This window comes from Sphingobacterium sp. UBA865 (genome assembly GCF_002295765.1).
Taxonomy (GTDB): Bacteria; Bacteroidota; Bacteroidia; order Sphingobacteriales; family Sphingobacteriaceae; genus Sphingobacterium; species Sphingobacterium multivorum.
The window spans coordinates 131,999-149,608 of sequence record NZ_DBGB01000013.1 but is presented as its reverse complement, the minus strand read 5'-3'; the positions used below and the strand labels follow the sequence as shown (position 1 = coordinate 149,608).

18 protein-coding genes are annotated in these 17,610 nt (G+C 40.6%); 7 read left to right on the top strand and 11 right to left on the bottom strand.

What is annotated here, in order from left to right; translation table 11 throughout:
- Window positions 1-3: 3 nt before the first annotated feature.
- The 4 genes from B2O97_RS07880 to B2O97_RS07865 form a co-directional block, all read right to left on the bottom strand.
- Window positions 4-963, bottom strand: coding sequence for a DNA topoisomerase IB (locus tag B2O97_RS07880; protein ID WP_070563928.1), 960 nt, complete (start codon window positions 961-963; stop codon window positions 4-6).
- Window positions 964-999: 36 nt separating this feature from the next.
- Window positions 1,000-1,473, bottom strand: a complete 474-nt coding sequence (locus B2O97_RS07875; protein ID WP_070563930.1) for a PA2169 family four-helix-bundle protein — start codon at window positions 1,471-1,473, stop codon at window positions 1,000-1,002.
- A 216-nt stretch (window positions 1,474-1,689) separates the two neighbouring features.
- Window positions 1,690-1,875, bottom strand: a complete 186-nt coding sequence (locus B2O97_RS07870) for a hypothetical protein (protein ID WP_070563932.1) — start codon at window positions 1,873-1,875, stop codon at window positions 1,690-1,692.
- 79 nt (window positions 1,876-1,954) lie between these two features.
- Entirely contained in the window at window positions 1,955-2,455 is a 501-nt protein-coding gene (locus B2O97_RS07865) for an RNA polymerase sigma factor (protein ID WP_070563934.1), read from the bottom strand.
- 398 nt (window positions 2,456-2,853) lie between these two features.
- Here B2O97_RS07865 and B2O97_RS07860 point away from each other — a divergent pair, with 398 nt between their 5' ends.
- Window positions 2,854-3,102 carry a hypothetical protein gene (locus B2O97_RS07860; protein ID WP_070563936.1) on the top strand — a complete coding sequence of 83 codons (249 nt, stop codon included), beginning with the start codon at window positions 2,854-2,856 and terminating at the stop codon, window positions 3,100-3,102.
- 42 nt (window positions 3,103-3,144) lie between these two features.
- Here B2O97_RS07860 and B2O97_RS07855 read toward each other — a convergent pair whose 3' ends face one another.
- On the bottom strand, window positions 3,145-3,495 hold the full coding sequence (locus tag B2O97_RS07855; RefSeq protein ID WP_147282038.1) for a hypothetical protein: 351 nt from the start codon (window positions 3,493-3,495) through the stop codon (window positions 3,145-3,147).
- A 141-nt stretch (window positions 3,496-3,636) separates the two neighbouring features.
- Here B2O97_RS07855 and B2O97_RS07850 point away from each other — a divergent pair, with 141 nt between their 5' ends.
- Both B2O97_RS07850 and B2O97_RS07845 read left to right on the top strand, forming a co-directional pair.
- Window positions 3,637-4,215, top strand: coding sequence for a hypothetical protein (locus B2O97_RS07850; RefSeq protein ID WP_070563942.1), 579 nt, complete (start codon window positions 3,637-3,639; stop codon window positions 4,213-4,215).
- A gap of 185 nt (window positions 4,216-4,400) precedes the next feature.
- Window positions 4,401-4,670: a hypothetical protein gene (locus B2O97_RS07845; RefSeq protein ID WP_286767227.1), complete on the top strand. Its 270-nt coding sequence runs from the start codon at window positions 4,401-4,403 to the stop codon at window positions 4,668-4,670.
- A 91-nt stretch (window positions 4,671-4,761) separates the two neighbouring features.
- On the opposite strand, the gene B2O97_RS07840 is transcribed toward B2O97_RS07845, so the two are convergent.
- The 6 genes from B2O97_RS07840 to B2O97_RS07815 form a co-directional block, all read right to left on the bottom strand.
- The gene (locus B2O97_RS07840) at window positions 4,762-6,573 is read right to left on the bottom strand and encodes a glycoside hydrolase family 15 protein (protein WP_070563945.1); all 1,812 of its coding nucleotides are present in this window, start codon (window positions 6,571-6,573) and stop codon (window positions 4,762-4,764) included.
- On the bottom strand, window positions 6,573-8,756 hold the full coding sequence (locus tag B2O97_RS07835; RefSeq protein ID WP_115048735.1) for a bifunctional alpha,alpha-trehalose-phosphate synthase (UDP-forming)/trehalose-phosphatase: 2,184 nt from the start codon (window positions 8,754-8,756) through the stop codon (window positions 6,573-6,575). Before B2O97_RS07835 ends, B2O97_RS07840 begins: the two co-directional genes overlap by 1 nt.
- Window positions 8,757-9,012: 256 nt before the next feature.
- Complete coding sequence (locus B2O97_RS07830) at window positions 9,013-9,654, bottom strand: hypothetical protein (protein ID WP_070563951.1); 642 nt, start codon at window positions 9,652-9,654, stop codon at window positions 9,013-9,015.
- Window positions 9,655-10,161 (bottom strand): S-ribosylhomocysteine lyase, encoded by a 507-nt coding sequence (locus B2O97_RS07825; protein WP_046673492.1) that lies wholly within the window; start codon window positions 10,159-10,161, stop codon window positions 9,655-9,657.
- A 110-nt stretch (window positions 10,162-10,271) separates the two neighbouring features.
- Window positions 10,272-10,562 (bottom strand): antibiotic biosynthesis monooxygenase family protein, encoded by a 291-nt coding sequence (locus tag B2O97_RS07820; protein WP_046673491.1) that lies wholly within the window; start codon window positions 10,560-10,562, stop codon window positions 10,272-10,274.
- 122 nt (window positions 10,563-10,684) lie between these two features.
- Entirely contained in the window at window positions 10,685-11,608 is a 924-nt protein-coding gene (locus B2O97_RS07815) for a LysR family transcriptional regulator (RefSeq protein ID WP_070563954.1), read from the bottom strand.
- 77 nt (window positions 11,609-11,685) lie between these two features.
- Here B2O97_RS07815 and hutH point away from each other — a divergent pair, with 77 nt between their 5' ends.
- Genes hutH through hutG form a run of 4 tightly spaced genes read left to right on the top strand, consistent with a single transcriptional unit; the run spans window position 11,686 to window position 17,545 of the window.
- Window positions 11,686-13,245 carry a histidine ammonia-lyase gene (gene hutH / locus B2O97_RS07810; RefSeq protein ID WP_070563957.1) on the top strand — a complete coding sequence of 520 codons (1,560 nt, stop codon included), beginning with the start codon at window positions 11,686-11,688 and terminating at the stop codon, window positions 13,243-13,245.
- 58 nt (window positions 13,246-13,303) lie between these two features.
- Entirely contained in the window at window positions 13,304-14,503 is a 1,200-nt protein-coding gene (hutI, locus tag B2O97_RS07805) for an imidazolonepropionase (protein WP_286767226.1), read from the top strand.
- 4 nt (window positions 14,504-14,507) lie between these two features.
- Complete coding sequence (locus tag B2O97_RS07800) at window positions 14,508-16,526, top strand: urocanate hydratase (RefSeq protein ID WP_070564498.1); 2,019 nt, start codon at window positions 14,508-14,510, stop codon at window positions 16,524-16,526.
- On the top strand, window positions 16,523-17,545 hold the full coding sequence (gene hutG, locus B2O97_RS07795) for a formimidoylglutamase (protein ID WP_286767225.1): 1,023 nt from the start codon (window positions 16,523-16,525) through the stop codon (window positions 17,543-17,545). The genes B2O97_RS07800 and hutG overlap by 4 nt, the downstream gene beginning before the upstream one ends.
- The last annotated feature ends 65 nt before the right edge of the window (window positions 17,546-17,610 follow it).

The window sequence follows — 17,610 nt, the reverse complement described above, 5'->3', positions numbered from 1 at the left end:
TGCTTAGCCATGCTTACGTAAAAATCGGAATACTCTCTCTTCAAGCTTCGCTAGTGGTAATTTATCTTTTATAAAGGGGAACTTTGCTTCCATAAATACCTGTTGTATGGCCGGATGGATATAATAAGTCTGCGAAACAGACTTCGTATTACCAAGTTGCTCTGCAACCTTCTTGATGACGCTATTTAATTGTCTTTTCCGTGCACTGAGTGATTCCGCCTGTTTTATTTGCGCAAGCTGATAAAAGGCTTCACGACTGGCGCCCCAAATGCGAATACTCTTGCAACTGATCTCACCTGTACAATTCTTCCGCAGATACTGATTAAAAGCGGAGCCACAGAAAGTGCTTTCGCAACTTGCACTATCCATTTGGAATATCCTTTTGCCTTTCATTTTTAGTAATTCTTCCAAAAGTTTAGCTTGTTGTTTGTTGGTCCAGGATTTCTGCTGGAAAACCCCCTTTTTACCTTTATAGGCTAGCGATATCTGATTGCCTTCAATGCTGACGTGTCTTTTTTCCAAAGTACTCAGCCCATACGATTTATTTGTCAGTGTATAACGCTTATTGCCAATACGAATCAATGTACTGTCCATTATTTTAAAAGCAACTGCACAAAGTTTATCCATGTCCCAAAATTCGTGTTTGAGGTGTTTGGAACTGATGTTTCTCAACTCTTGTAAGTATTTACCCATATAGAGGATATTGCTAAACTTTGCAGCTTGCCGTTGGCCGACAAATTTGGAATGATAGATATATTGTTTGCGTCCTTTTTGGTCGAAGCCAAAAGCCTGTAAATCGCTTTTTGAGCTTTTAGCGATCCAAACATCTGTCCAATTTGGTGGAATAACGAGTTTTGCGATCCGCTCTAAAATCTTTTTATCGGACACTTCCTTTTCCGAAGCGTCGAAATATTTAAAAGACTTACCTACTTTTCTTCTTGTATACCCCGTTCTTGCTTTCATAGTGCATTTACCCTTGTAAAATATGTTGATAATAGGTTAAGACGTAGTGGCCTTGTCTCGTAACGTTTTAATATATTCGTGAGCTTCGAGCTGTATACCAAGTTGTTTTTCGATGAGCAGGAGCAGATCATGGCTGATTTCCCAGTCTTCATGGTCAACAACATCCTTATAGGTATGTGTAAAGGCATCTTCACCTTGCTCACAGCTGCATAGTAAACTCCTTTCATCATTTCCTGAAATGGCGGATTTTATCTCCATCCAAATTCTGAATAGCTTGCCACTGATCATCGTTCCTCCGATTGAGTCGTCTTCCCGCGGAGCTAGGTAGGGTTTTAATTCTTCAATAAATACCTCGGATTGGTTCATAAACTCAATAAAGGTGTTATTTAAATGTTCAAGATGGAGGCGTGTGGCTATTTCTACAGCTTTCTGATAGCCTGCAATCCGATCGTTGTTGATCTGTATAAGGTCGCTGATTAATGTACGATCATTTATCGTATTGTTTTCCATTTAATGTCGGCTTTGTGAATTTCTATTTTTCACTTAAGAACGCCTCAAGTAGCCCTGCAGTTTTGTGAAAGAACAGGATAGGTATAATTTCATCCATGAAGGCGATTTTATACTGCGTACCATCAGTAGATTGTTGCACGATAGCTGGAGCGAAACGCAAAAAAAAAACGGCTGCTTTAAATTGCTAAAGCAGCCGTTGGACGGTAATTGCTATCTTTATTTTTTATTAAAAGAAGTTTTTTTACCTTTTTCCGTATCGACCTTAATCTGTTTCTTGTCTACTGATTCCGAAACTTCTGGTTGAACAATGGTTTTGCTATTTCCTTTTCCTATCGGACCGCCGCAGATAATTAGCGCAATGACCATTGCTTGCTGATTATTTATTTTAACTCTTGATTTCATATGTTTACCATTTAACGAATTGTTGTGATGTCGGTTAGCTGCTTCTAGATAGATAACCCTAGAACCACCTTTTTGTTTTTTATTTGAGCCTGTAAATTTTAAGTTGCTTTTGAAGTTTCTTTCTTGTCATGTGGATCCTGGTTTTTATAGTGCCTTCGGGCATGTCAAAATAAGAGGCTATCTCATGATACTTGTATCCTTCGAGAAATAATTGAAACACTTGATAATTTTCTTCCGATAAACTGCACATCGCTTTTTCAATATCATCCGCGATGAATTTATTGTCACTTTTATTTGTTTCTATTGTGTTGGTACTTTCGAGACCGATGTAGGTTTCGTGGATATCATTCGTACGCTTCGCTTTGCGGTATTGATTGATGTATACATTTTTCATAATAACGTAAAGCCAAGACATTAACTTGGGGTGACGGATAAAATCATCGATCGATTTTAATGCGCGGATAAGTGTTTCTTGAATCAAATCCTCTTTTTCATCAGGATCATTGGTGAATTTTCCCGCGAAATGTTTCAAAAGACTTCTTTTTTCTTCGACTAACAAATTTAAATTGGAATTGTTCATAGTACCTTTTGTTAAATTGACTGATGTGTATTCGATAAACAGAGGTACAATTAAAGTGCTAGTTTTGCGATTTAGAGGTCATCCAAACCTTGTTTAAACAGGTATATGGGAAAAATACGTAACGCTGCGTATCCTTGATTTTGTAGTAGAAACACTACAAAAAAGCGGGATTAAACGTGTCGCAATAAAATTTACTGCCATGAATAGCTTTTTTTAATTGGGTATTTGTTCCTAAAAAAAATGTCTTTATTACGGGTATTACCTGTTTTAATGCCATATACTAGTGTCCATTTTTTTAAGCAAGTTTTTGAATTTTTTGTTTTTATCAGCTTTTATTGAACTAATAAGCTTTGAATGTGGTTCTTATCGAAAAAGATTAACGCAAAATAAAATAGACTATGAAAAAGAGCAAAAGATTCACATTAACTTTAGGAGCGATATTATGCGCTACACTATTCTTTTCGTGCCAAAACTCGACCAAAAATCAAACTGAAGGAAGCGGTCAGTCAGACAACATTGCACCTACTGATGCCGACGAAACCCGGTATAATTTAAGCGAACAGCAAAAAATGACCATGCAGAAAGATACGAGTTTAGCAGACACACTTAGGAAAGACAGTATCAATAATAGTAAATCAAAACCGTAACCATCTCGTCGACCTATCAATATATCTGATAAAAAAACTCCCTTAATTAAGGGAGTTTTTTTGCTCTTTCTTTTGATCCGGATCAGCACCATAAATATCTTCTTCTGAATGGTCCGGTTGCTCTTTCTTTTGATCCTCTTCTGTATTAATTTTTTCTTTATTACTACGATCGCGTTGTTCTTCTTCGCTTGGATCAGGCCCCTCTGCATTTTCAGGATAGTATAGGTCAGGAGTTACGTCTTCTTGGGAAGGGACTTGAGGCTGCTTCCGTACAGAAGTACCATCGTCGGTACTTGGATCGTTGTCTAGAGGGTCTATTTCGTTCATGTACATGGAGTTTCTCCAATATGATTGTGAAATAGAATCACCAAATTGAATTGCTGTATTCATCATCTTTTTTATAAAGAACAGCAATTAAAACTGAATGGTTGTTTTTTTTATTAAAAAGTGGTATCCATATTTTAATGATAAATTTAAAACTTTTCATTTATTGACCTTGTTATTAAATTAAAGTAATTTAGAACATACATATATATGAAAAAATCGACACTTCTTTTATTAATAACTGCAGGTATTGGGTATCAGGCCTATGCGCAGAAAATTGAGACCACGCCACAGATGTCATCGGAGGTAGGCATCGAACCTATAAAGCAAGGAAACTGGATGGTCGGTGGATCGATCGGTAATCTAGGCTACAGCTTTGAAGCAAAATCGTTTAACATTGCACTTCAACCGAGAGCGGGCTATTTTGTTTCGGATGGTTTGGCCATCGGAGCGCAAGCCAACTTAGGTTTGGCCACGGTAAAGGATGCTGATAATGAATGGACATATGGGGTTGCACCTTTTGTACGCTATTACTTCCCCAATGCAGGTTCCACTACAGGGAGATTCTTTGGGCAGGGAGACATCGGGATTTCGGGTAGCTCGAAAGGGAAAGATGTTGCACTGGCCGTAGGAGCGAATGTGGGTTATGCACATTTTATTACCAGGACAGTGGCTTTGGAAGCCACCTTCGGTTATAACTACAGTAAAGCCAATATCAATACGGGTAGTGGAGCGAGTGGATTGGGGGTAGGTTTGGGTTTTCAGATCTATCTGCCTGGCAAAAGATAGATTAATCTCGTACAGACTTAATAAAAGCATGTTTTCAAACCATAATGGTGAAAACATGCTTTTTTTATATAACGTGTTTATACTTGATACTGTGTATAAAAGACGCATTTTTGCTGGAATCAGCAAATGATGCAAACATTTAGACAATTACTGATGTTCCCTTTTTAAGAAAGGAGCAAATTACGATGACTGAAACAAAAAATATTGGGTTGGTACTAAAAGATAAAATGGGGAAATGGTCTTCTTATGATATACCATTGCTTAAGGAATGTCATCTAAATAATAAACTGGTCAAAAGTAACGAGCAGGAAGGTATTTTTGTGGTGGGAAGCTTGGCAACAGGATTATATATTTTCTCATTGTATAAGAACCGTTTTATAGATTTAATGGGTAAACAAATTGGGGTGGAAGAAATCTGTGAGCATTTTGATCGCTACAAACAGACCTTAATATAAGCGCCTGTAAATATAAGCACCGAAAGCGCTTTCGAATGCTCAAACCGAAGGTGTTAACCTGACTTTTTAACACCTTCATGTTTGTTTTATGTTAGTGAAAAATTGGTTTATCCAATTTTATCGCTAGGCGGTAAACAGCATTCATCAATCCAACGTGGCTATAAGCTTGAGGGAAATTACCCCATTGGCTACCGTTATCTTCCGTAACATCTTCGCTGAACAGACCTAAGTGATTGCTGTAGGTCAGCAAACGTTCGAGAATCTCTTTCGCTTCTTCCACACGCCCTACGCAGGCCAAGGCTTCTACATACCAAAATGCACAGACCAAGAACGTGGATTTGGGGCGGCCAAAATCATCTTGATGCTTATACCGATAAAAAAGTCCATTTTCGCCTTTTAATTCTTTTTCCAGCATCTCGAGGTGATGACGTGCACGGTCCGATTTTGGGTCAAGATAATCCATAACAATAAGCTGTAAGGTGCTTGCATCTAAATTTCGGCTGTCTAATGCGTTTTGATAGACTTTTCGCTCCTCGTCATAACAAGCTTCAATGTAAGCTTCTGCCTTTTTTAGGAGAACATTCGCGCGATCCTCCATATCCTGATAACCATTTTGGCGTGCAATTAATAGGGCAGCTTTGCATCCAACCCATTGGAAAAGATTCGAATAGCAGTGATGGTTGGCAAAGTTCCGGAACTCCCAAATGCCGGCATCTTTTTCCTCGATTGTGGCTTCTATTTTTTCCAGAATAAAATTCACCCAGCCTAAGACATTTTTGTTTTCATGGATTTTAAATCGCTGATCAGTGAAAAGAGGCAACAATGCAATCATAGCCTGACCATAGACGTCATTTTGGATATGTTCAAACGCCTGGTTCCCGATTCGCACTGGACCGCTTTCCTGATATCCTTTTAGATAGGGTAAAATATGTTCCGTAAGCTCGGAATTGCCGAGAATACCGTACAATGGTTGAAGCCTTCCCGGATTACGATGTGTGATGCCGGCAATATAGTTTGCAAAGCTTTCCATTTCTTCAAATTGACCGATATGCGTCAGTGCCGTTAGCACATAGTAGCTATCCCGTACCCAGCAATAGCGGTAGTCCCAGTTTCTGCCAGAACCAGGGTACTCGGGCAAGCTTGTTGTTGAAGCTGCTATAATTGCTCCTGTGTCCTCATATTGATGGAGCTTTAGCACCAAAGCGGATCGAATAACTTCTGTTTGATAGATGTTGGGAATACTACATCTTTTAATCCATCGCTGCCAATAGCTAATTGTCTTATGGAGGAAATCTTCGCAGGTACCTGCGATAGCTGATTCGAAAGCAGCATCATAGGTCAATACAAGGTATTTATTCTCACTGATGATGGTCCAGCTCTCCTCTTGAAAGAAATGAGAAATGGGCAGATCCGTAGTAAGGCGAATTCGTTCCCCTATCTGGTCGTTACTGTACAGGATATGATTGCTTCCACGGGTTGGTTTAAGTGCCAATCGGCCATAGTCGCCAGTAGGATGACACCTAACGTTTACACTGGGGACCCCATATAAAGGTTCGATCTTCCGGACCAACATCAAAGGTTTAAAATATCGTCCGAATTGTTCAAATCGAGGGGCAAAATCCGTAACGCGATAGGCATAGGACGCTGTATGGATTTCCGTGCAGAGCACGTTGGAGTTTTTGATGTAGTATTGCTTGGTTTCGACAATAGGTTCCTCTGAGCTGATCTCAAAGCGCCCGCCTTGCTGTTTGTCGAGCATACTGCCAAATACAAAGCTATCTTCGAAAGAGGGCCAGCACAGCCAAGATATATTGGTATCCATACCGACATGCGCAATATAGGAACAATTGCCAATGATTCCAGATTGATAGGTATGTCTTTTTTCCATTGTATTTTCGTTCATTATTTTATGATAAGTTGATTCAAAAATTGAAGAACATCTTCTTGTTCATCCAGATAATATTTTGCCGCAGACTTATTGCTACCAACTTTAATACTTATCGTCGATTGAGGAAGATAACGGAATAGGTCTTCATCGGTAATGTCGTCGCCAATGGCCAACATAAAATCTGCTTTTATATGACCTGCAATTTCCAATGCTGCTTTACCTTTGTTAACTTCCGTATTTTTAACCTCAATGACCGCATTTCCGTCAAGTAACTGTAAGCCATAATCATTCAGCATCGGGTTTAAAATCTCTTTTAATTCAGTGGCTTTAAGTTCGCCCAAGCCTAATTCTACTTTTCTATAATGCCAGGCCAACGAATAAGGCTTGACTTCAATAAATGCGCCTGGAGTTTGGTCGGCCAATTTTTCCATCAATTTTTTTACTTCGGGCATCCAATGAAGTGCCAGTCCTTTTTTATATGACCAGTTGAAATTTGGGAAATTTGACCAAATGCCATGTTCGGCAACCAAATAGTAAGACCGACCGTCAAACCAAGACGATAAGCTTTCTTGCGAGCGCCCGCTTATGATGACCAAGGTATTAAGTGGGTCTGAAATAATATTATCCAAGAGGTTGTACAATAAGGTCGTCGGAGTTGCTTTTTGGGCGTGGTTCTGGAATTTGACCAAAGTGCCGTCATAATCCAGGAAAAAGAGCCTATTGCTGCTTTTACTGTATCGTTCCGAAATACTACTGAACACTTTATCTGAAATCCGCCTTGCCCATTCATCACGCTGGATGGCTTTGGTTTCAGCCAGGCGATTGGTAAATAGTTGCACCCAATGCTGTACATTAAACTTCTGTATAATCTGAATATTGGCATCGGTACGTTCCTGAACTTCTTCGGGCGGCATTTTAAGCGCTTGGTAAATACTGTCAGCAGTTTCCGTTCGATTATAGGGGTTGATAATCAAGGCGTCAACAAGTTCTTTGGAAGCGCCCGCAAACTCACTTAAAATCAACACACCTTTTGATAACGTTTTACTGGCGATATATTCTTTACTGACAAGATTCATCCCATCGCGCGTCGATGTAATCATGCAGATATCAGATGCAACATATAATCCAACCAGTTCCTCGAATGGAAGTGATTTGTAAAAATATAATACTGGCGTCCAGCTTAAATTTCCATAAATGGAATTGATTTCACTCACCTTTCGGTTAATCTCGTCTTTCAGCTTCTTATATTGCGACACTTTATCCCTTGATGGCACGATAAGCATATATAAGACAACTTTTGTATGCCATTCGGGGTATTTTTCAAGGAAGGTGAGAAAAGCACGTAATCGCTCTAATATCCCTTTGCTATAATCGAGCCTGTCGACCGATATAATAATCTTCTGGTCGGGAAAGTGGCTTCGAAATTGGCTTGCAATGGATTGAATTTTTGGTTGATGGCTGACTTGGACGAATTTATCAAAATCAATGCCCATCGGAAAGGATTCCACAAAGATATGGCGATCTTTATATATCAGCTGATTATAACCAGATGATACATGCAGTATTTTTTTGCAGGCGTTTAGAAAGTTCTGGCTATCAGCGAACGTATGAAATCCGATGAGATCCGCACCCAATAAACCTTCGACCAATTCTTTACGTTGTGGAATGTTCATGAAGAGCTCTTCAGAAGGAAAGGGGATATGGTGAAAATAACCGATGTTGAGTGTTTGGTTTTCTGAACGCAGCAGTTGCGGGAGCAGCATAAGCTGATAATCCTGCACCCAGATAAAATCCGAAAGTTGATCGATGGAAAGAGCGGCTTCGCAAAATTTTTTATTCACTGTGACATACGTAGACCAATATTCGCGATCAAAATGAATGTAGCTCGGCTGATAGTGACAGATAGGCCAGAGAACCTCATTGGAATAACCTTCGTAGAAATTGCGGATTTCATCTTTTGATAAGAAAACAGGAAGTAAGCTCATCGGTTTGAGAAGCTCAACAATCTTTTCTTTTTCCTCTTCATCTTTCGGAACGATTCCCGGCCAGCCAACCCAGAGTATTTCGTCGCTATCAAAAGCGGAGTTTAACCCAGTTGCAAGTCCACCCGCACTCGGCTTGATGATTAATTTTTCTTTTTTTCGTTCTATTTGTATCGGCAGTCTATTTGAAATTATTATTTTCTTCTTTTTCTTCATAAGAATATTAGATCGATTTATTTGCAGTGTGGAAGAGTTATATTGACTATAACGATGGGCTTGTCATCCACTATCTGAACAACCTCGGCGAAGAATAGTTTCGATAAATTCAAATTAGAAGGACGGTAGGGGCAGCTGTTGAAGAAAGAACAAGGTAGTTTATTGGAATAATGCTGGGGAATTTGGGCAGCGGTACGGCCCAAATAGCAACAAAAAAGACCTCTATTTCTACAGGTCTTTTTGTTATCTCATTAACTTACGATATAGGGACAGCAGCAGCTTTTTCGTGATTCAATTTTTTCATAAATTGATCGAGGATGTCTCCTAATCTCCCTGAAATTTCCCCTAAAATGCTTTCCCAATCTTTAACGGTACCATCACAATTGTCTGAAACAATTTTAATGCTATGAAAGGTGAGATTTTTTTGAAAACAGAAATTCGCTAGGGCATAAGATTCCATATCAAATGCCAGAGGATTAAAATGTTTGATATCCTGATAAAAAGCCGTATTTACATTGATAAAACGATCCGATGTCAAGAGTGCATCTTCGTAACGAAATTCATCGCGTGAAATGGATTCCAAAATCCCTTGCCCTTTAAAAAACAAGGTGTTTTCCAGAAAAAAACCATCTGTATACGCGTCTCCTTGCGCATAGTATGCCGGATAAAGAACATGTCCTATCGGATGTCTTGTACAGCCCACAGTGCCCACATTGAGAAGAATAGGATTGATCCCTAAAGCTTTGATGTCTTCATAAAGCGTAGCAACGGCTAGGAGAGCATTTACTTTACCTACACCAATTTCGTAGACAAAAGTCGATTCAATGGTCGGATTAAAAGATAGCTCATTTTTATTTGCTACCAAGATAATCGTTTCAATATCTTTATTCAGGATCATTTAGTTTTCTTCAATATATGGATACTCAAAAGCCAATTCTCCGGCAGTTATCAGATTTAAGAAGTTAACACAAGCCTGCTTTGAGGTGGGAAAATCCATAAATGTGTAGTTTCCGCAGCTAATCGGGTTTTGGAAAGGTACTTCGTATCCTTCTGTAAGAATAGTCTCTAATACTTCTTTCATCAATTCAGCCACATTCTGAGGAGTTTTCGCTGTTCCAGCCAATACAACATAAAATCCCGTGCAACAGCCCATTGGTCCAACATAAATAACCTCATCACCTAAGATGGTTCTAATTTCTGTTGCAAAACAATGCTCTAAGGTATGCATGACTTCAGGCGATAGCATACGCTCAGGAGAATTCGGTCTGATCATGCGAATGTCGTAAGTTGTATAACTTTCAACATTGCTGTTATTGGTGGTAGAAGCTTTAGCGTAGATCCCTTGTTTTAATTTGGTATGATCTACCGTAAAACTATTTACTTTTGCTTTTTCTTTTGTGTACATCTTGTTCTGTTCAAAGCTGTAACGCTTGCGACGCTACAGGGGTTAAAAGTTGAATATCAAAAATTTCTACAAAGATACTAGATTATTATAGAAAAAGGACGATAAAACTACTATTTTAACACTTCATAATGTTCGACTGTTGGAAACGGATCGTAGTAATGATGTAAAAGTTTTTCCCATTCCTTAAATAATGCAGATTCTCTGAAACCGATGGTATGATCTTCCAACGTTTCCCATTCGACCAATAGAATGTACTGGTTGTCTTTCTCAATACATTTACGTAGTGAATGCGTTATATAGCCTTTACTCGCACTAATATACTGGCAAGCTGTTTTATAGTCTCTTTCAAAATTGGATTGTTGTCCTTCAATAATTTGCAATACAGCTACTTCTAAAATCATAATTTGTTTTTTTATCAAGTTTAGTAAATAACTCAAACTTAGAAAATTTGTTTCTGATATGCAATACACGAACAAGCTTACCGAACAATTTATTCTTTATTGTTTTAATATGGACTTAGACCTTAATTATCCCGCTTTGACGTATTATATCCGTATTTTAGTTGTGAAGTAATGATCTGGGTGACCAATGGAATACCCGGGTTGCGATTTTGTGCATTCCAAACTAGAGAGAGCGTTGTTCGTTGTGGTAAACCGTTCAATTCAAGGAAGGTGACATCAACATGGTATCCGTTCTTTAAAGACGAAGGAACAATGGCAACACCCAATCCCTGAGCAACCATATTGAAAATGGTCAAAGCATTCACAGTGCGCAAAGTAACTTTGGGGATAAACTTATGATCACTAAAGATACTCATGACGAGATCATAATAAGAGTGGCTATAGTTTTTGGAAAATAAGATAAATGATTCATCTTTTAAGGCGTCAAGACTTGCTTTCGGCGAATTCAATAGGGGATGATCGTTGGGTAAAACGAGACTAAAATGCTCGGTATGTATAGGCAGGCTACATAGGCCAGGTGGCGTTTCCGAAAGACGAACAAAGCCTAAGTCCAATTCTTTTTTCTCCAGCAGATCCAGCTGGGTTTCATTCGCTAGTTCGTGAAGTGATAACTCGATATCAGGTTGCTGCTGTTTTAAATTGAGTAGTAGTTCCGGCAGGATGGTCTGAACAGCCGACCCAATAAACCCCAGCTTTAAGGTACTTATTTTACCATTGGCAAAGCTTTGAAGTTGAGTTTCAATCTGATCCAAGTGCCTAAAGAGTTCTTTCACCTCCGCAAAGAGATAGATCCCAGCTTCCGTCATTTGAACATTTCGTTTATTACGCTCAAAAAGTGCTACGCCATAGGATTCCTCCAGCTGCTTAATTTGTCTGCTCAAGCCCGGCTGCGCAATAAACAATTTTTCGGCAGCCCTTCTAAAATGCAGCTCTTCTGCCAATACTTTAAAATACAGTAAGTGTCTTAGTTCTATTTGATAATTCATGGTTATCAATTGATGATAAAAATGGTATTTCTAATTATCAAATATAGCAAGTACATTTGAGTAAAGCAGATAGGAAGATGGAAAAATTTTTATACGGCAGTGGGCAGCTAACATGCTCCGTAGCCTTAGCCATAGTAAAAGGAACGGTTACGGGGGAAATATCACCCGGAGTCAAGAATAAGATCGAGCAGAGCGCCAGTTATGTCCGTAAAATAGTCGAGCGTGGTGAGGTTGTCTATGGGATTAATACCGGTTTTGGTCCCTTGTGTACCACACTTATTGACGCAAGTCAAACGCAGTTGCTACAAGAAAACATTCTAAAAAGCCATGCTGTCGGTATGGGCGAACCTATCGCCAATGATTTGGCCAAATTGATGCTTATTCTTAAAGTTCACGCGCTTTCTCAAGGATTTTCGGGTGTTCAGTATGCGACAATTGAACGGATTATTTGGCATATCGAAAACCATATCATTCCTGTGGTACCTAAGCAAGGCTCTGTCGGCGCATCGGGTGATTTGGCGCCATTGTCACATTTATTTTTACCCTTGATTGGCTTAGGAAAAGTCAACGTAGAAGGGGAAATTATGGAAACAGCTACCGTTTTGGAAAAATATGGTATGGCTCCGGTGCACTTGGGCGCAAAAGAAGGTCTGGCTTTGATCAATGGAACTCAATTTATGGCAGCCCATGCTGTGATGGCTGTTGCTGAGTTAAATCGTGTACTTCAGAATGCTGATATTATTGCGACCTTAATGATTGAAGGTTTAAACGGCTCAATAAAACCATTTTTTACTGAATTACATCAATTACGCCCGCATGCCGGAAACCGTTATGTCGCTGCAAGCATTTTTAACATGCTTCATGGCTCCGCCATTTTAGAAAGCCACAAAGACTGTTCCCGCGTACAAGATCCCTATTCTTTGCGCTGTATCCCTCAAGTCCACGGAGCATCACGCAATGCTTGGCTTCATTTGAAGGAGACCATAGAAATCGAAATAAATGCAGTGACCGATAATCCTGTGATCATTAATGATGAACTAACCATTAGTGGCGGTAGCTTTCACGGACAGTCAATCGCTTTGCCTTTGGATTATGCCACACTTGCTGCATCGGAAATCGGCAATATTTCGGATCGAAGGGTTTACTTGTCTTTAGAAGGTCAAACCAACGGTGTCCCAAAATTGTTAATGAAATCAACCGGTCTCAATTCAGGATTTATGATCTTACAATATAGCACAGCCGCGATTGCAAGTGAGAATAAAGGGCTTTGTTTTCCTGCAAGTGCAGATAGTATTCCTACCTCTTTAGGCCAAGAGGACCATGTCAGTATGGGATCTATTTCCGGCCGAAAATTACTACAGGTCATTGACAATGTTGATAAAATATTAAGCATTGAACTGTTATGTGCGGCACAGGCAAAGGATTATCATCAGCCATTAAAATCGACTGCAGCATTGGAAGCTATTCATGCGAGAATTCGTCAGTCCATTCCGCATATCGAATCCGATCAACCGATGGAAGAGCTGTTGACTGAAGCATTAAGGCTCGTAAAATCGGGCGAACTGATCACATTGCATCGTCAATATGCGACGGGCGAAATTGCTGCGGATTTGAAACAAAGATTTGAAGAGTTTTAGACGAAGAAGGATGGAAAAAGAGCTAAAATTAGTTGGACCTTTTAGGCAGATATTAACCATGTCAAATATGCCCGTTAATGGGGCGCTCCATGATAAACAAATAGTTATTATTAAAGATGGAGGTATTTTAATAGCAGGTAACGATATCATGGAAGTGGCGGACTTTGAGGGATTACAACTGCAATGGGGAAAGCAAGTGGCACTTGTACATGTAGAGGAAGATCAAGTCGCCTTGCCAGGCTTTATTGATTGCCATACGCATATTGCTTTTGCCGGTAATCGAGCAAATGATTTCGCCCTCCGAAATGCAGGCTCAAGCTACCTGGAGATTGCGGCAGCTGGGGGAGGGATTTGGAGCACGGTATCACACACAAGGGATTGTGATGCAGCAGAATTGATTGATCTCACGATCCAGCGTGCAAATTTTCTGTTAAGGCAAGGAATCACAACAATTGAAGTTAAAAGCGGTTACGGTCTTAATGTTGAAGAAGAGCTGAAGATATTACGTGTCATTCAGGAGTCGGATCGTCGTACGGCATCAGACCTTGTTCCAACTTGTTTGGCGGCACATATGCTCCCGCGAGACTTCAGCGGATCGGCAAAGGATTATCTTCATCGAATTACAACAGATCTTTTTCCGCTATTAAAATCAGAAGGGCTGTCAAACCGGATTGACGCATTTATAGAAAAAACAGCGTTTCAAGGGGAAGACATTGTGGCATATTTACAAAAAGCAAAAGCGATGGGTTTTGACCTGACTATTCATGCCGATCAGTTCACAACTTCGGGAAGTCAGATTGCAGTTGAACTCGGTGCCCAATCTGCGGATCATCTTGAGGCATCAACAGCAATTGAAATTGACCTTATTGCCCATTCAGATACAGTTGCGGTGGCGCTACCTGCGGCTTCCATCGGACTTGGATGTGGTTTTACGCCAGCTAGAAAGCTGTTGGATGCAGGTGCATGTTTGGCGATAGGAAGTGATTGGAATCCGGGTTCTGCACCCATGGGACAATTATTGACGAGTGCGAGTATTTTGGCAACAGCAGAGAAGTTGACGAACGCTGAGTTGCTTGCTGCATTAACCTATCGTGCCGCCAAAGCTTTAAACCTGTCGGATCGCGGCGTGTTAGCCAAAGGCATGAAAGCAGATTTCAGTATATTTAAAACAGCTAATTATCAGGATATTACTTACTGCCAAGGAAGTTTGCAACCTACAGCAGTATGGAAAAATGGTCGGGAAGTATTCTCATTATAACAACATGGAAGATACATTTAAGAACGAGGTGGCGGAAGGTATTCCGACCGTATTGCCCCCAAAAGTAGAGCGAGATCATACCATAAGTCATGCCCCCCGACGAAAGGATATTCTCACCCGGTCGGAAGAGAAGCTGGCTTTACGGAACGCATTACGCTATTTCCCCAAACAATGGCATACCGTTTTAGCACCTGAATTTTTAGAGGAGCTCCGTAGTTACGGCCGAATATACATGTACCGCTTTAGGCCCCAATATGCAATGCACGCGCGACCGATCGCTGATTATCCAGCAGAGAGCAAGCAAGCGGCAGCGATTATGTTGATGATTCAGAACAACCTTGATCCAGCTGTAGCGCAACATCCTCATGAACTGATTACGTATGGTGGGAATGGAGCTGTTTTCCAAAATTGGGCTCAATATCGCCTCACCATGCAGTATCTTGCACAGATGACAGATGAGCAAACTTTACATCTCTACAGTGGTCATCCCATGGGTCTTTTCCCGTCGTCACAACATGCACCACGCGTTGTTGTAACGAATGGCATGATGATTCCAAACTATTCGACACCGGATGACTGGGAGCGTTTTAACGCCTTAGGCGTTACGCAATATGGACAGATGACAGCAGGTTCCTATATGTATATTGGTCCCCAGGGTATAGTACATGGCACCACAATTACTGTCATGAACGCTTTCCGAAAACACTTAGCAGCAGATGATACAATTCAGGGCAAGGTATTTTTGACTTCTGGCTTGGGGGGAATGAGTGGCGCACAACCTAAAGCAGGTAATATTGCCGGCTGTATCACCGTATGCGCTGAAATAAATCCCGCTGCGGCAAAGAAACGGCATGAACAAGGTTGGGTAGACCGATTGATCGAAAACATCGATGAACTTGTTGAACAGGTACGGTTGGTGATGGATCAAAAGGAGACCGTATCCTTTGCCTATATCGGTAATATTGTCGAAGTGTGGGAAGCCTTTGATAACGAAAATATTCACATCACTGTCGGATCTGATCAGACATCATTACATAATCCTTGGTCTGGAGGCTATTATCCAATGGGGCTGACCTTTGCAGAATCCAATGCTTTGTTGGCGAGTGATCCTGACAGATTTAAGCAATGTGTACAAGAAAGCCTTGTACGACATGTTGATGCCATCAATAAGCATGTATCCAAAGGAACTTATTTTTTTGATTACGGTAATGCGTTTCTCTTGGAAAGCAGTCGCGCTGGTGCAGCCGTATGGAATAATGACAAGGATCAATTCCGCTACCCATCTTATGTGCAGGATATTCTTGGTCCAATGTGTTTCGACTATGGTTTTGGACCTTTTCGGTGGGTTTGTACCTCAGGAAAGGCTTCGGATCTTCAAAAATCAGACGAAATAGCCATGACAGTTTTGGAAAATCTCCGAAAAGAGGCCCCAGTGGAAATTCAACAGCAGATGCAAGATAATATACAGTGGATTAAAGAAGCTGGAAAAAATAGACTTGTGGTAGGCTCTCAGGCTCGTATCCTGTATGCAGATTCCAATGGACGAATTGCAATAGCAAAGGCTTTTAATGACGCTGTAAAAAGTGGCTTATTTGAGGCACCTATTGTTTTGGGAAGAGACCATCATGATGTGAGCGGTACCGATTCACCTTATCGGGAGACCAGTAATATTTACGATGGAAGTCAATATACAGCAGATATGGCTATTCATAACGTCATCGGAGACAGTTTCCGCGGGGCCACTTGGGTCTCTATTCACAATGGCGGCGGAGTTGGTTGGGGAGAGGTCATCAACGGTGGCTTTGGTTTACTGCTAGATGGCTCAGGGGAAGCAGCTGTTAAATTGGAAAAGATGCTGTATTTTGATGTCAATAATGGGATCGCTAGGCGTGCTTGGGCTAGAAATAAGGAAGCTAATCAGGCGCTAGATCGTGCAATGGAGGGAAATACGGCATTGCAAGTTACGCGCGCGCAACTTGTAGATGACGATATTATTGAACAATTATTTGATCTGAACGAATGAACTTTTTGTTGAATAATCCAGAAATATACAGCAAAGGTGACCAAGCGGTATGGAAAGGGCGTATCGATGGCCAGGATCGTGAATGGATGCGTTGGCATCAATTAATGGATTGTGTTGATCTTCTCGAGCAGCCTGATTTAAGACAGTCCTTCGCTTTTCTGGGATTCTGTAGCGATGAGGGGGTCGGACGCAATCAAGGTCGTGTAGGAGCCAAGGACGGACCCACAGCACTTCGGAATGTCTTAACAAACCTTCCTGTACATTTTTCAGATAAATTACAACTTAAAGATTGTGGTGATATATTGATAAAAGACAGTGATTTAGAGCTGTCGCAGCAGGGTTTAAGTTCTGCCTTAAATTGTATTCTTGAACAAGAAGGATTTCCAGTCATCTTGGGTGGCGGCCATGAAGTAACCTATGGCCATTATTTGGGTGTTAAAGAATTTCTTAAGAGCCGTGATCAAAGTCTAGGCATTATTAATTTGGATGCCCATTTAGACATCCGTCCATTGCAGGACGGCAAAGGGAATTCGGGAACGGGCTTCTATCAAATCGAGCAGGACCAGTCTAATGCAGGTTTGCCATTTCATTACCTGGCAATTGGTATTCAAGAAATTAGTAATACCAAAGGATTGCTCGACTATGCCAAAGCGAAGAAAGTACAGATTATAGGGCGAGAGGGTCTGGTCGTTGAGAAACTTGATTTCATTCGCGACAAAATTGTACGTTTTGCCAAATCAGTAGATTATGTATATTTGACGGTTGATCTTGATGCTTTCGCTGCAGCTTATGCGCCGGGAGTAAGTGCATTGGCATTTAACGGTATAGTGCCCGATCATTTGTTCTTTACGATCTACGATATTCTACTGGATCTGCCCAACTTAAAATCTGTCGATTTTGCTGAATTTAATCCCCATTTTGATATCGATTCTAGAACGGCGAAATTAACAGCTGATCTGATCTTCAAGTTGATAAACAAACTTGCCATTAAATTTGATCAGCAACTAGCCAGTAGATAAACAGAAAAAAAGATGGGTAAATTGCGACAGCAATCTAACCATCTTTCTGCATATTGGTCGAGGCC

Coding starts and splice junctions, on each gene's coding strand:
- B2O97_RS07880 (WP_070563928.1), bottom strand. CDS start 963: ATGAAAGCAAGAACGGGGTATACAAGAAGAAAAGTAGGTAAGTCTTTT.
- B2O97_RS07875 (WP_070563930.1), bottom strand. CDS start 1,473: ATGGAAAACAATACGATAAATGATCGTACATTAATCAGCGACCTTATA.
- B2O97_RS07870 (WP_070563932.1), bottom strand. CDS start 1,875: ATGAAATCAAGAGTTAAAATAAATAATCAGCAAGCAATGGTCATTGCG.
- B2O97_RS07865 (WP_070563934.1), bottom strand. CDS start 2,455: ATGAACAATTCCAATTTAAATTTGTTAGTCGAAGAAAAAAGAAGTCTT.
- B2O97_RS07860 (WP_070563936.1), top strand. CDS start 2,854: ATGAAAAAGAGCAAAAGATTCACATTAACTTTAGGAGCGATATTATGC.
- B2O97_RS07855 (WP_147282038.1), bottom strand. CDS start 3,495: ATGATGAATACAGCAATTCAATTTGGTGATTCTATTTCACAATCATAT.
- B2O97_RS07850 (WP_070563942.1), top strand. CDS start 3,637: ATGAAAAAATCGACACTTCTTTTATTAATAACTGCAGGTATTGGGTAT.
- B2O97_RS07845 (WP_286767227.1), top strand. CDS start 4,401: ATGACTGAAACAAAAAATATTGGGTTGGTACTAAAAGATAAAATGGGG.
- B2O97_RS07840 (WP_070563945.1), bottom strand. CDS start 6,573: ATGAACGAAAATACAATGGAAAAAAGACATACCTATCAATCTGGAATC.
- B2O97_RS07835 (WP_115048735.1), bottom strand. CDS start 8,756: ATGAAGAAAAAGAAGAAAATAATAATTTCAAATAGACTGCCGATACAA.
- B2O97_RS07830 (WP_070563951.1), bottom strand. CDS start 9,654: ATGATCCTGAATAAAGATATTGAAACGATTATCTTGGTAGCAAATAAA.
- B2O97_RS07825 (WP_046673492.1), bottom strand. CDS start 10,161: ATGTACACAAAAGAAAAAGCAAAAGTAAATAGTTTTACGGTAGATCAT.
- B2O97_RS07820 (WP_046673491.1), bottom strand. CDS start 10,562: ATGATTTTAGAAGTAGCTGTATTGCAAATTATTGAAGGACAACAATCC.
- B2O97_RS07815 (WP_070563954.1), bottom strand. CDS start 11,608: ATGAATTATCAAATAGAACTAAGACACTTACTGTATTTTAAAGTATTG.
- hutH (WP_070563957.1), top strand. CDS start 11,686: ATGGAAAAATTTTTATACGGCAGTGGGCAGCTAACATGCTCCGTAGCC.
- hutI (WP_286767226.1), top strand. CDS start 13,304: ATGTCAAATATGCCCGTTAATGGGGCGCTCCATGATAAACAAATAGTT.
- B2O97_RS07800 (WP_070564498.1), top strand. CDS start 14,508: ATGGAAGATACATTTAAGAACGAGGTGGCGGAAGGTATTCCGACCGTA.
- hutG (WP_286767225.1), top strand. CDS start 16,523: ATGAACTTTTTGTTGAATAATCCAGAAATATACAGCAAAGGTGACCAA.